Here is a 13,604-nt window from a genome sequence, read left to right on the forward strand (position 1 = left end):
TATAGTGTAAAGTCGTGTTTACGTGAATATTAGGTTAAATTTTCAATAAGAAAAATTAAGAGTATGTTAAAACAATAATATTATAGCCATTTGGAATGAATTTCCAATAAAATAAAATGTGGTATGGATGTGGTATCAGTTTTTTTTATCTTTCGGAGATTGATTTGCTGTTGCCAGAATAAGTGCAATTACCACAGAAACAATAAGAAAAGCAATAAAGACATTCCAGGAGTAAGAGTGAAGGAGATAACCTGTACCGCTTCCCAGAATACTTGATCCAAAATAATAAAACAGCCAGTAAATAGACGTAGCCGAAGACTTTCCCCGTTTGGCATAAAGGGCAGCCATCTGGCTAGCCATGGTATGAGCTGCGAAAAAAGAAAAAGTAAATAATCCAAGGCCAAAAATAAGAATATATAGATTTTCAGACAACAGTAATAAAGCTCCGACCAGCATACTTAGAATAGAGCACCTCAGAATACTATTTGAAGAAAACCTTTTGGAAAGCCGGCCAACGGTCATGGTTCCGAAAACTCCAAAGATATACATCAGGAAGATAAAAGCGATGATAAAATGACTTAGCGAGAATGGCTGAGCCTCCAGTCTGAAGGTCAGATAATTGTAAACACTCACAAAAACTCCCATAACAAGGGCTGCTATAAGATATAAGCGAAGCATATAAGGATTGGTGAGGAAAAATTTCATCTGCTTTACCTTAAGATGATAATCTGTTTTCTGTGGATTGAAAAACTTTGATTCAGGGAATAATTTCCAGAATATAGCTCCCAAAACCAGGCTTTCTATACCAATCACCAACACTGCATTCCGCCATCCAAATTCTCCGGCTAAAATGGTTGCCAGTATTCTTCCGCTCATTCCACCAATCGTATTTCCACTAAGATACATACTGATGGCAGCACCAATTACCGCGGCACTTACTTCTTCGGTAAGATAGGCCAGGGCAACGGCTGAAACACCGGAAACTACAAATCCTTTAAAAATTCCGATAGCAATCAGAAGGCTGAGGCTGGGAATCCATGTTGAAATAATAGTGAGCAGAGCGGAGGAGACCAATGAAAAAGTCATCAGTCCTTTTCTGGAATAACTATCCGCCTTAAAGGCAAAAAACAGCAGTCCCAGAGCCATTCCGATAGTGGACGATGAAACAAGAAGAGAAGTGTCTCCAACAGATACATTGAAATGCTCCGCAGCCATGGGCAGCATTGGCTGAAAAAGATAAAGCTGTGCAAATACCGACAGTCCGGAAAAGAAAATACAAAGTTTTATATATCGGAAACGTTGGCTTCCCTGATCTGCTTTTTCCAATAGATTTTTGATTTTGCAGTTAAAATGCAGTGTTTCTTAGAAAATATGGTTCTGTAAATTTCCTGATTATTTTTTAATTGTAAAAATCATTATCTCAATCATGGTGATAGGAATTGGTGATGAGGCAGGATACTGGAATAGAGAACAAAATCAATAATTTTCCAATTAATAAAATGAGATTACATTGATTCTGAAGGCTTGATAACCTCTCTCTTCCAGTTTCCTGTCTTCCAACTGTCAGTGCATCATTTCATACACCTTGATAAGCTCAGCAATATTGGCTACATCAAGTTTCTGGAAAATTCTTTTTTTATAGGTGCTTACTGTTGACATCTGGATATTGAGCCTGTTGGCAATTTCAAGGTTTCCGTTTCCATCTGCTAAAAGTTTAAAAATTTCATATTCCCGGGATGAAAGTTTCTCAGCGGGATTGCTTTTTTTATTCTGAATGATAAGTCCTATCAGCTCTGCAGGGTAGAAATAGCCTTTTTCAATCACTGTGCGTACTGCATTTTTAATTTCCTCCTCACTGCTTTGCTTGTTCAGGTAGCCCTCAGCACCTTCCCGGATGTATTGGATGGCTACATCTTTATCATATCCTGAAAATACAAGGATTTTTATATTAGCCTGTATGGCTTTAAGCTCAGAAATCATCTTTTTATATTGTGTACCCGGCATATCGATATCCAAAATAATAAGACTGTAATCCTGAGATTCCAGCATTTTCTTTACCTGCCCGTAGTTTTCCGCAAAATCTATTTTCAGTTCCGGAAATCCGGATTCAAGAACCAAAGCGGTTCCTGCTCTGACTACATAGTGATCATCAGCGATTAAGATTCTTTCATTCATAATAAGTTAGTTTTTATTGAGCATTAATTCTACAATCGTTCCCTGAGGCTGGTTGTGTCTGAAACTGATTTCTGCATTTATTTTTTTGACCAGGTGAATTACCATATGCAATCCTAATCCTTTTCCTTTAAAGCTTGGAGTTTCCAGTTTAGGGTTCCTGAACAGACTCATATACATATTGATCTGTTCATCAGGCATTCCTGTTCCCGTATCAGAAATTGTTATGGTAATATTTTGATTATTTTCTGCTGTATTAAGGTGTATCTCCCCATCAAACGTATTTTTCACAGCATTATCCAGAATATTATGAATAATAGCTGTTAGAATACTTTCGTTCACCTGGGAGTAAACATTACTTTCTGCTGCATTGATGATTGTAGTACCTCTTTCTTTTGCAATTTCACAGAATAGTTTTTTCTTGATCTCCAGGATCCTGTTGATCAGATATTTTTCTTCTTCAAAAATATTCTCAGCCTTATAAAGTTCAGTGTATTCTTTTAAATTAAGCGTAAACTGATATAGCTGCTCTGAAGACTTATAAATACTGTCGAAATATTTTTTCTGAAGTTCCAGATCATCAGATTCATGAAGTTTCTGTGAAAGCATGGCAATAAACCTGATAGGAGTAGTAATATCATGACTGATCGTCTCCACCAGCTTTTTCTGGTATTCCGTTTCTTTTCGCAGATCACTTTTTACCACTTCAAGGTTAAGTGAGGTTTCTTTCAGTTCAGAATTTTTATTGTGGACAATCTGTTTCAGTACCCTATTCTTGATTCTTAAAAAATTAGTCATTAGCTGAACAATCACAATGATGATGACAAGAATAATAATTGAAGCTGAAACCCGGAACACTAATGTCTGATAAAAGAGTGGTTTTATTTTGAACTTAATAGATTTTTGTTCAAATTTTCCATCCGGAGAAAGCAGTATTCTTACACTTAGGGTATATTCTCCAGGATCAAGATTACTGATCGTATATTTAAGTTCTTTTCCCGTAGTGACAGGCTCCCATTCAGAGTTTTCTTTTCCTGCTATCTTAGCTTCTAAATAAAGATTTTCCAGGTTAGAATAATAAGGAATGTCAATAAATACCTCTGCCGTTTTATAATTGTTTTCCAGATTCAATCTGTCATGAAAATATTCTGTTTCAGAATTTCCAATCTTTACCCGTTCTATGAATATTTTATCTTTGTCTGGGTAAAAGGTTCTGACATGGTCCGGATTGAAAAACACAAATCCATCCATCGAAGGAAATACAAAATCTCCATTTTCCAGTGCATAGGCATTAGGCTGCGAACTGCCGTTGAACTCATTGGTCAGAAATCCGTCTCTTTTCGTAAAACGATAATAATAGACAGGGTTTTTCCTGTTTTGTGCATACTGCAGCAGCTGTTTCTTTGGAACTTTGAAAAGTCCGTTATTGGAAGATATCCAGTAGAAACCATTCCTGTCCTCCAGAATATAATGGGCAGACATCAGATGGTTATTTCTGTCGGTAGGCATTTTAATGAGTTTTCTATCTCTGAGAAGATAGAAGCCGCTTTTATTGGTCATCACCCAGATCAGATTGTCCTTTGTCCTGATAATGCTTTTAACATGGATGTTTTTGTGAATGGGAGTAACTGTTTTACTTCCCAAGACTGCAGAATACAGACCGTCACTGTTGCCCACTAAGATCTCATTTTCACGGTATTGAAAGAAAGTGTTGACGAAACTGTCAAATTCGTAGGTATAATCAGGTTTTGAGAAAGTATCTTCTTTAAAAATCTGAAGCTGACTTTTTGAAGAATCTGAAAAGGAAGCTCCATAAAGACTTCCACTCTGTAAGAAAGCCTGAAATCCATGTTTTATAAAAGTAGAATCCTTCCTTTTGTAACCAGAATCTTTGTAAAACTTAATGACGCTGCTTCTTTTCCGGATCAGTATATTTCCGGCTTTGTCATACATCATAAGATAGTTGTCATTATTACCCAAAGGATATTTCTTTACAATTCCGTCTCTTCCGAATTCCGTTCCGTCTTCCGCAATGATAGTCTTCTTACTCATGGGTAGAGAAGCATAGTAAACATTATTGGAGAAGTCTTCTTTTTTCTTGGCTACATAGAAGTCGGAGAGCTTCAGTACATTTAAACCATTGTTCAGGGTTCCGAGATAAAGTTTGTTGAATTTCCATCCATAAAACATAGAACAATAGGAGTGACTTCCTATTTCATCATATTCTACAAGGAATTTCAGATCAAGTTTTTTCTCATTACCTACTACAATATAGATATTATTGTGATTGATGACAAAGGTTTGATTGGTAATCTGCTGCCAATACACTCTGGTATTTGGGTCATTAAAAAGACTTGGACCTTCATAAACAGACACCTTTCCATTATCAATAGAGTAGGTTTTTCTGTTCTTCATATCATTAATGAAAAGAACTTCATTAAATACGAACATATTGTTCAAATCTTTATTGGAAAAAGGGATGGAGATTTTGGTTTCTCTTCCTTTATGGTCTTTGTAGACAATACTGTTCTTTTCAGTAAAACTGTAAGTTGAATTTTTGAGTCTTACAAAATACTGAACGTCATTATAAAAATTACAGGCCAGAATATTATTGGCAACCCGGTGCAAAAATTCATTCCCCGTTGTGAAAGTTATTTTATCACTGCTGTGAAGTTTTGTCAGTTTAGGAAACCTGTTTTTAATAATGACTTTGTTCTCCTGGAAATCATTAAGGACGGTAATACTGTCCTGAGAAGGATCACCAATGAATTCACCAAAGTGAAGATTGTTTATTTTAAAACTGTTGAAAGTAATAAAGGAACTTCCGTCATACCGCACAATCCCGTTTTCTGTAGCGATCCAGATAAAGCCATACTTATCCTTAACAATGGCCTTTGCACTGCTTTGTGGAAGTCCGTTGTCAATATTATACCAGGTAGATGTATAGCGTTGTCCGTATATGTTGAAATATAAGCAAGTGAAAAACAATGCCCAAACTCTCATGCAAAACTGATCTTTATCTCTTGCCCTAAAGCAAAAAACGGTTAATAATAGTTTTTGTACAAGTCGAAGTTTTTTTAAAAGATAGGAACGATTGGAAATAAATTTTTGTCATTAATTCTTTGCCTCTGTGTTTTTAAGAGTTAAATAGTTTTGTTTGATGCTGTAAAAATAATGAAATTATATAGATAAATCAGTATGTTTTGATTTGTTTTATTATAAGTTTTGTCTGTATTTATTGACAATAGCACTGATATTAGTCTGCTTTTTTGTAGTAATATTTCTACATGATGTGATAGTTTATTTTGCTGAATCTTGTTTTAGGAGAATTCTTAGCCTGCAGGTTTATTTCTGAAATTCTTGTTTTGTATAAAAACTGAAACATTTTCATACAGCGCAGGGCAGGTTTTGGAGATGGCTTTTTATCGTTTTTTAGTTTAATTAATTACAATTCAGTAATCTAAAGCCTGCAGGTGGTCTGCCTGTCTGTTATGAAATTTACGTTGATGGTTTTCATTGATTTCTATTGTTTTGTAGTAAAAATTTTACAAAAAAGTTGTGATTATTCTACATTCTTTTTTTGACCGGATTCAGAAAGGTCCATACTTTTGCAAACAGATCCTATAGCGGCATAAAAGAGTTTTTATTATGCTGATGATTCTGAAAGCACAAATGATTTCCCTCCAAAAAAAGGTCTCTTCAGGAGATCTTTTGCTTTTTAATAAAATGAAATTTGAGTAACCTGGGATCCGACAGATTTTTTAATATTAAAAGCAGGAAAACCTTAATCTTTCTTATAGTAATCCGAAAAGTTCACCATGTTGTTTTTAATTCGTATTTTTAGATTTATAGTTTTAATTAATTATAACAAAAAAACACATGAAAAGAAGCGAAGAAATTACGACTCAATATTTTGACTTTTTGATAAACCATATCCGGCAGGTGGTTTCAGGAGAAGTTCCTGAATTTATGGAAGTAAACGAGATTGCAGGGGAACTCGCAGTATCCCACAAGCATCTTACAGATACCATTAAAAAGAAGACCGGACAGCATCCCTGCTACTTTTATGACGAAGAAATTATCCGGCAAGCCAAACAAATGTTAGTTGATTCAGATAAATCCGTTGCAGAAATTGCCCGTATTCTTACTTATGATCCTTCAAATTTTTCAAAGTTCTTTAAAAAAGTGACAGGTAAGACACCTGGTGATTTTAGAAGTTCTTCCAGTAGATGAAATTTAATTTGTTATCAAAAAACCTTATTATAGTATGGTTTTATATAATTTATTTCTTTATTTTGTGATAAATTTAGAAGGAGTATTGGTTGGTATGTTCTTGTAACAGCAGTCATGTTAATTAAATTGTAAGATAATAAAAAATAATCTTTTATAAATGAGGTAGTTGTGTTGTACATGGGAATTTTTTTATGGTTTCTTTATTAATATTGCTTTATGGATTTCTTTTTTTTGTTAAATTTAAATCTAGAAAATTAATTAAATCAAAAATTAAAGAAACTACTGATATATAAATTATTTGACTTCAGAAAATATGCTTTTAATAATTTTTTAATTTCATTAAACTTTTGAAGCCTCTTGAATAGTCATATATTTGTTACATGAACCCCACTAAATAACTTAGGATGAGTATTGATTTTGCAACAGCAACATTTAAAGATTTTGAGAATATCCCAGACTACGATATTGCTCAAAGAGCAGATTATTTTTATGAGTTTCTAGATACTATGAAATCTAGAGGGCACATGAATTACAGACTGAAAAATACTTCAGGAACCGACGCAATATTAAATATTGATATTGCAGACCAGAATAAACAGTATGTAAGCTTTGTGACCAGTGATTATCTTGGATTAACACAGCACCCGAAAGTAAAACAGGCTGCTATTGATGGAATAGAAAAATATGGAACAGGTACAGGAGCATCACCTCTTATCGGGGGATACTTTGATTACCATAGTGATATAGAAAAAAAAATTGCCAATTTCTTTGGAAGAAATGAAGATGAAGTAGTGTTGTTTACTTCCGGATATACGGCTAATAGTGCCACTTTGCAGATTTTAATGCAGAAAGAGGATATTGCGATTTTAGATATGGGGGTGCATGCCAGTGTGCATGAAGGATGTGCTTTTACCAATAAAAAAACATTTCCTCATAATAATTTGGAGGCTTTGGAACATATTTTGAAGGTATGTGAAAATACGTACCGTACAAAGCTTGTTATCGTAGATGGAGTATACTCTCAGGAAGGAGATGTTTCACGCGCTAAGGAAATTTGTGATCTTGTTAAAAAATATAATGCTTATCTTCTGGTAGATGATGCACATGGAGTAGGGGTTTTAGGAGAAACCGGGAGAGGAGCTTTAGAAGATGATGCATTATTTGATAAAATAGACTTTATAACAGGAACATTTAGCAAGACTTTCGGTAATCTGGGAGGATATGTGATCGCAAACAAAAAAATTGCATCATTTCTTAAATTCCAGTCGAGACAACATATTTTCTCAGTGACGCCTCCACCTTCTTCCTTTGGAATATTGAAAGCAATTGATTTGATTGATGAAGAGCCTTTCTGGCAACAGAAACTATGGGACAACATCAATTACTTTAAAAAAGGACTTAATGATTTAGGTTTGGATACCGGGATTACCTGTTCTGCAATTATTCCCGTGAAGATCGGTGATCAGAATAAGATGTGGGATATAGGACGCATATTACTGGAAAATGGTGTTTATACCAATCCGATTATGTATCCGGCCGTAGCCAGAAAAGATGCCCGAATCAGGATGAGCGTAACAGCAAGACACGAGAAGGAGCATCTCGACAAAACTCTTAATGTCTTTGATGATATTAATAAAAAAATGCATATTGCAAAAAAATAATAAATTATGCCTAGAAAAGTAGTGCAGGGCCCTATTAGGGACAAAGAAAAAACAAAACAAAAACTGCTTGCTGCAGTTGGTAAAATTTTGAGAGTAAAAGGTTATTCCGGTCTGAAAGTAAGTAAGATCGCCGCAGTGGCCGGATTCGATAAAAAGCTTATCTATGAGTACTTTGGAAGTACAGATAAACTGATTGATGAATACATTAAATCTCAGGATTATTGGAGTAAATTCAGCCCGGATATTGAAGAAGAAATACATGTTGGAAAAGGCCAGGAGGCTTTAACCCAGGGAATTCTTGCACAATTCGAGAACCTGAAGAAAAACAAAGAGCTTCAAAAAATTATTCTTTGGGAACTTTCTGAAAGTAAGCCAATCCTTAAAAATATTCTTAAGCAAAGAGAAGAAGTAGCTGCTAATCTTTTTGAAAATGTAACAGATCCTTATTTTGGAGAAGATGCTACAAAAATCAGAGCAATGTTAGCTTTAATTGCAGCAGGAGTTTACTATCTGAATTTATTCCCTGCATACAATGGGACAGAGTTTTGTGGTATTGATATGAGAACAGACGAAGGAAGAGATGAAGTGAAAAAAGTAATTGTAGAGATTATCAACCATTACTATACTACAAAAAAATGATAGTTAAAAGTTTTCTAATTGAAACAGAATAATAATTCTTGTGGATAATTTGAAAACTTTTAATTTTCAAATTAAAACTATATTTCTTATTTTTGACCAATGGAAAATTTTATAGTATCTGCAAGAAAATATCGTCCTCAGGAATTTGACACTGTAGTAGGACAATCCCATATTACGGATACTTTAGAACATGCAATTGAAGAGAGCCAGCTAGCTCAGGCATTACTTTTCTGTGGTCCTCGTGGTGTAGGTAAAACTACCTGTGCCAGAATTCTGGCTAGAAAAATTAACGAGAAAGACGGCTCTGTTTCAGAAGATGGCTTTGCTTATAATATCTATGAACTGGATGCTGCATCCAATAACTCTGTAGATGATATCAGAGAACTGATAGATCAGGTACGCTTTGCACCTCAGGTAGGTAAATATAAAGTATATATCATTGACGAGGTTCATATGCTGTCTTCTGCCGCTTTCAATGCTTTCCTTAAAACCCTGGAAGAACCGCCGGCTCATGCCATTTTTATTTTGGCTACTACAGAAAAGCATAAAATTATTCCAACCATTTTATCCCGTTGTCAGATTTATGATTTTAAAAGAATCATGATTGAAGATATTCAGGGACATCTCAGAAATATTGCTCAGAAAGAAAATATCCAATACGAAGATGATGCCTTGTATCTGATCGCTCAGAAGGCTGATGGTGCATTAAGAGATGCACTTTCTATCTTCGACAGGCTTTCCACGTTCTCTCAGAGGAATATTACCCTGGCAAAAGCCGCCGAAGTACTGAATATTCTGGATTACGATCAGTATCTGAATATTGTGGATCTTGCCAAGGAAAATAAAATTCCTGAAGTACTTTCTGCTTTTAATGAGATTGTTAAAAAAGGTTTCGATCCCCATATTTTTGTTGCCGGACTTGGAAATCATTTCCGCGATTTAATGATGGCTCAGAATACGTCTACCATAGACCTGATCGAAGTGGGTGAGAAAACAAAATCTAAGTTTGTGGAGCAAGGTCAGAAATGGTCCGCACAACTGCTGATTGATGGTATTGAGATTTGCAACCACGCAGATATTAATTATAAAAATTCCAAGAATCCAAGACTTACTGTTGAGATTGCTTTAATGCAATTGGCTTCGCTGACTGCTAATTCAGACGTTACTAAAAAAAAAAATTCCTGATACTGGCTCCGTTTCTCAGTGAGAAACAGGAAGTGAAAATTCCTGAAAAAGCTCCGGAGAAAAAAGAACCCGCTAAGATAGAACAGGCCGTACAAGTAGATAATGTACAGGCTGTTATCAGCAAAACTACAAAACCTTTATCCAGACCTGGAGCTTCCTCCGGCTTCAGTATCAATTCCTTTTTGAATAAAGAAGAGAAAGTGGTTACTGAAGAAGATGCAGTAGTGAGAACTGATCATCTTCCCAAAAACCATTTTACAGATACAGATCTGCAGATGGAATGGAAAATCATGCTTAAGCAGCTGCAGGTAAAAAATAATTTCGTTTTTAATGCCGTAAAAACCTTTAAGCTGGAGAAAAAAGAAGAGAATAAAATCAAAGTTTTGTTCCCTTCCGACTCTGCAAAAGTAGAATTTGATAAAATAAGTGGAGAATTTTTTAATCATTTCAGAAGAAAAGTTCAGAACTATTCAATTGAGGTAGAATACGTGAGAGACGTTGAAAATCTGAAGATTGAGGTAGTGACCAAAAGGAAAATATTCGAAAAATTTATTGAAAAAAATCCACTTTTGAAAGATCTTGATGATTTAATGAAGTTTGATTTGACATAATTTTTATATATTTGTCAAAGTTTTCTGCGAGAAATAACTTTTCGACAAAAACAAATTATAGTACGAAACGCTAAAACAAAGACATTTCCAGAACAAAATGGAAAAATTATCTAATACATATCTGTCTTTCTTTGCACCCGCTAATTATTTTAGCGGTTATTTTAGCTTTTCTGCTTCTTATTTTAGAAATTTTAGAACGTATTACCGATTTTATTGGTACTGTTAATAAAATTTCTTTCCAAAAAATACAGGAGAAGTAGAGCCCTTTCATTTTCCTGATTCCTTTAAACAATTTTGAACGGCATTTTTTGAAAAGAATTATAAATTAAATTTTATGATCAAAAGGGCTATTGCTGTAGACTTAACAAAAAATATAAAAACAATAAAATTTAGAATATGAATTTAAAAGACTTAAAAAACGAATGGATTAGTGGGCTTACACAGCCGTTAATGATTGCAGGACCTTGCAGTGCTGAAAGTGAAGCTCAGATGCTTGAAACAGCCAGAAGAATTAAAGAATCCAATGCTCAGGTATCGGTTTTCCGTGCAGGAATCTGGAAGCCTAGGACTAAACCTAATGGGTTTGAAGGAGTAGGAGTAATCGGTTTGAACTGGCTGAAAAAAGTAAAAGAAGAGTATGGTTTCAAAACAGCGACTGAAGTTGCTAATGCTCACCATGTATTTGCAGCGTTGGAGGCAGATGTAGATGTTCTTTGGATTGGTGCACGTTCTACAGTAAACCCTTTCACGGTGCAGGAAATTGCAATGGCCTTAAGAGGAACAGACAAGCCGGTATTCGTTAAAAATCCTGTAAATCCGGATCTTGCTTTATGGGCTGGAGCATTAGAAAGACTTTTGGGGCAGGATATTAAAAATCTGGGAGTTATCCACAGAGGATTCTCAACATACCAAAAAACAAAATACAGAAATAACCCTAACTGGCAGATTGCTCTTGATTTCAAAAGCCAGTTCCCGAATATTCCAATGCTGATTGACCCGTCTCACATTTGCGGAAACAGAACAGGTTTGGCAGATATTACTCAGGAAGCACTTAACGTAGGTTACCAAGGAGCAATTATTGAAACCCATTCCAATCCTGATGAAGCATGGAGTGATGCAGCACAGCAGATCACCCCTGAAGTTTTGGCTGATTTGATCGGTAATTTAAAAGTAAGAAGTACAAATCTTGCAGGTTTCGAAGGTGAAATGGGAAGACACAGAACCCTGATCTCTGACCTTGATTTCCAATTAATTGAACTTCTTTCTCAAAGGATGAAAATCTCAGAAAAAATCGGGAAACTTAAAAAAGAAAACGATATTGCAATCTTCCAGCCTGAACGTTGGAAAGTGATTACAGAATACGCAACCCAAAAAGCAAAAGAAACAGGAATGTCTCAGGACTTTATTGAGAAAGTATTCAAAGCGATTCACGAAGAATCTATTGAAGTACAGAACAGTATTATGATCGATAAGAAATAAACTGTTGACAAAGGATAACAAAGAATAGGGCTTAGGGAATAGAATTTAGGAAATCGGAACATTGTTTTCACCTATATTCGAAACCCTAAGCCCTAATTCCTTATATTTGCACCATATTATTTATGAAAGGAAAAATCATTAAATCTACAGGCAGCTGGTACCAGGTTTTGGAATTGGAAACAAATAAAATTTTCGAGGCCAGGATCAGGGGGAAATTCAAACTCATCAAAACAAGACTTACCAACCCGCTTGCTGTAGGAGATTTTGTGGAATTCCAGCTGGAACAGGATGATATTGCATGGATTACAAAGATTGAGTCCCGCAGAAATTACCTGATCAGGAAATCCGTAAACCTTTCAAAGGAAGCGCATATTATCGCTTCCAATATTGATCTGGCTTGCTTTATTTTTACTTTAAAGCACCCGGAAACGTCATTAGGTTTTCTGGATCGGTTTCTGGCATGCTGTGAAGCTTATAACATTAGGCCGCTAATTCTTTTCAATAAGATTGATGTTTTACATGAAGAGGAGATTGAAATTGTAAAAGATGTTGAATCTGATTATCAGGGAATAGGGTATGATACATTAGAGATTTCATCATATTCAGGATTGAATCTCGATCAGCTTCAGGATCTTCTGAAAGATAAAACCTCTGTTTTTTTCGGACATTCAGGATGCGGAAAATCTACATTGGTAAATGCTTTACAACCTGGATTAAATCTGAAAACTTCTGAAATTTCGGATACGCATTTGAAAGGTAAACATACAACGACCTTTGCGCAGATGCATTTCTGGCATTTCGGGGGAAATGTTATTGATACTCCAGGAGTCCGCGAATTTGCAATGATTGATATTGAAAAGGAAGAAGTACAGCATTATTTCCCTGAAATATTCAAAAAAAGAGAAGAATGTAAGTTCCATAATTGTCTTCACGTCAATGAGCCGAAATGCGCCGTAATTGATGCTCTTGAAACCGGAGAGATCCAGCATTCCCGTTACGCAACTTATATAAAGTTGATGGATGAAGCTGAAGAAGCTGCCCAAAAATAATTATAAAATATTTCTACCAATATGCCTCCATATAATAAGTATGGAGGTTTTTTTTATCTGAACCTAACAAATTTTAAAAACCTATTAAGTTTTCTTTGTCCTGTTTTAGCAAATAAATTTTCTTATTTCATTTGTAATCTTGGAAATAATTTTTAAAAAAACTGTAATAAAAATAATTTCAGGAACTTATTTTTGTTTTTTGGAGATAAAAAAATAAAGGATTTTAAAATAACTCTACTTTTTGTCATGGGAATTTATAGTATAACTCCACTTTTTGATGTCAGAATTTCCTACCATGAAAAAAAAGTGAAAAATATCAATTATTTCATTGATTGAAATGGAAGCAATACTATATTAATATAGTTTTATATGTATTTTAGTTTTGTCAAATTGATAATAAAATGCATGTTTTTTTACAAATAAAAAACCCAGCCGAAGCTGGGTAAAAACTAATAACCATGAAAACTCAAATTAAACATGAGAATCGTAATAGAATTAACAATTACTGTGCCAAAGTTTGGTTCATGATTTCTTAATAAAAGTTATTTTTATGTTAAAAAAAAATTAAAATAAAA

At 34.7% G+C, this 13,604-nt stretch carries 10 protein-coding genes; 7 read left to right on the forward strand and 3 right to left on the reverse strand.

Features of this window, described 5'->3' with window-relative positions; genetic code table 11:
* Positions 1–135 precede the first annotated feature (135 nt).
* The 3 genes from WH267_RS20045 to WH267_RS20055 form a co-directional block, all read right to left on the reverse strand.
* Positions 136–1,326, reverse strand: a complete 1,191-nt coding sequence (locus WH267_RS20045) for an MFS transporter (RefSeq protein WP_340010551.1) — start codon at positions 1,324–1,326, stop codon at positions 136–138.
* A 237-nt stretch (positions 1,327–1,563) separates the two neighbouring features.
* On the reverse strand, positions 1,564–2,175 hold the full coding sequence (locus tag WH267_RS20050; RefSeq protein ID WP_123319422.1) for a response regulator transcription factor: 612 nt from the start codon (positions 2,173–2,175) through the stop codon (positions 1,564–1,566).
* Positions 2,176–2,181: 6 nt separating this feature from the next.
* Positions 2,182–5,175, reverse strand: coding sequence for a sensor histidine kinase (locus WH267_RS20055; protein WP_340010552.1), 2,994 nt, complete (start codon positions 5,173–5,175; stop codon positions 2,182–2,184).
* Between the two features lie 876 nt (positions 5,176–6,051).
* On the opposite strand from WH267_RS20055, the gene WH267_RS20060 reads away from it, so the two are divergent.
* From WH267_RS20060 to rsgA, 7 genes are all read left to right on the forward strand, one after another.
* Positions 6,052–6,405, forward strand: coding sequence for a helix-turn-helix domain-containing protein (locus WH267_RS20060; RefSeq protein ID WP_115969022.1), 354 nt, complete (start codon positions 6,052–6,054; stop codon positions 6,403–6,405).
* A 404-nt stretch (positions 6,406–6,809) separates the two neighbouring features.
* On the forward strand, positions 6,810–8,066 hold the full coding sequence (locus tag WH267_RS20065) for an aminotransferase class I/II-fold pyridoxal phosphate-dependent enzyme (protein WP_115969019.1): 1,257 nt from the start codon (positions 6,810–6,812) through the stop codon (positions 8,064–8,066).
* A 6-nt stretch (positions 8,067–8,072) separates the two neighbouring features.
* Complete coding sequence (locus tag WH267_RS20070; RefSeq protein ID WP_115969016.1) at positions 8,073–8,705, forward strand: TetR/AcrR family transcriptional regulator; 633 nt, start codon at positions 8,073–8,075, stop codon at positions 8,703–8,705.
* Between the two features lie 99 nt (positions 8,706–8,804).
* On the forward strand, positions 8,805–9,890 hold the full coding sequence (gene dnaX, locus WH267_RS20075; protein WP_115969014.1) for a DNA polymerase III subunit gamma/tau: 1,086 nt from the start codon (positions 8,805–8,807) through the stop codon (positions 9,888–9,890).
* A 32-nt stretch (positions 9,891–9,922) separates the two neighbouring features.
* Positions 9,923–10,501 (forward strand): hypothetical protein, encoded by a 579-nt coding sequence (locus tag WH267_RS20080; RefSeq protein WP_340010556.1) that lies wholly within the window; start codon positions 9,923–9,925, stop codon positions 10,499–10,501.
* Positions 10,502–10,897: 396 nt separating this feature from the next.
* Positions 10,898–11,980, forward strand: a complete 1,083-nt coding sequence (locus WH267_RS20085) for a chorismate mutase (protein ID WP_115969011.1) — start codon at positions 10,898–10,900, stop codon at positions 11,978–11,980.
* A gap of 122 nt (positions 11,981–12,102) precedes the next feature.
* Complete coding sequence (gene rsgA, locus WH267_RS20090) at positions 12,103–13,029, forward strand: ribosome small subunit-dependent GTPase A (RefSeq protein ID WP_340010559.1); 927 nt, start codon at positions 12,103–12,105, stop codon at positions 13,027–13,029.
* The last annotated feature ends 575 nt before the right edge of the window (positions 13,030–13,604 follow it).

The sequence above is a fragment of the Chryseobacterium sp. MYb328 genome (genome assembly GCF_037572595.1).
GTDB lineage: Bacteria > Bacteroidota > Bacteroidia > Flavobacteriales > Weeksellaceae > Chryseobacterium > Chryseobacterium pennae.

Bases quoted from the DNA above. Each gene is read 5' to 3' on its own strand.
- WH267_RS20060 (WP_115969022.1), top strand. From the start codon at position 6,052: ATGAAAAGAAGCGAAGAAATTACGACTCAATATTTTGACTTTTTGATA.
- WH267_RS20085 (WP_115969011.1), top strand. From the start codon at position 10,898: ATGAATTTAAAAGACTTAAAAAACGAATGGATTAGTGGGCTTACACAG.
- WH267_RS20070 (WP_115969016.1), top strand. From the start codon at position 8,073: ATGCCTAGAAAAGTAGTGCAGGGCCCTATTAGGGACAAAGAAAAAACA.
- rsgA (WP_340010559.1), top strand. From the start codon at position 12,103: ATGAAAGGAAAAATCATTAAATCTACAGGCAGCTGGTACCAGGTTTTG.
- WH267_RS20065 (WP_115969019.1), top strand. From the start codon at position 6,810: ATGAGTATTGATTTTGCAACAGCAACATTTAAAGATTTTGAGAATATC.
- WH267_RS20055 (WP_340010552.1), bottom strand. From the start codon at position 5,175: ATGAGAGTTTGGGCATTGTTTTTCACTTGCTTATATTTCAACATATAC.
- dnaX (WP_115969014.1), top strand. From the start codon at position 8,805: ATGGAAAATTTTATAGTATCTGCAAGAAAATATCGTCCTCAGGAATTT.
- WH267_RS20050 (WP_123319422.1), bottom strand. From the start codon at position 2,175: ATGAATGAAAGAATCTTAATCGCTGATGATCACTATGTAGTCAGAGCA.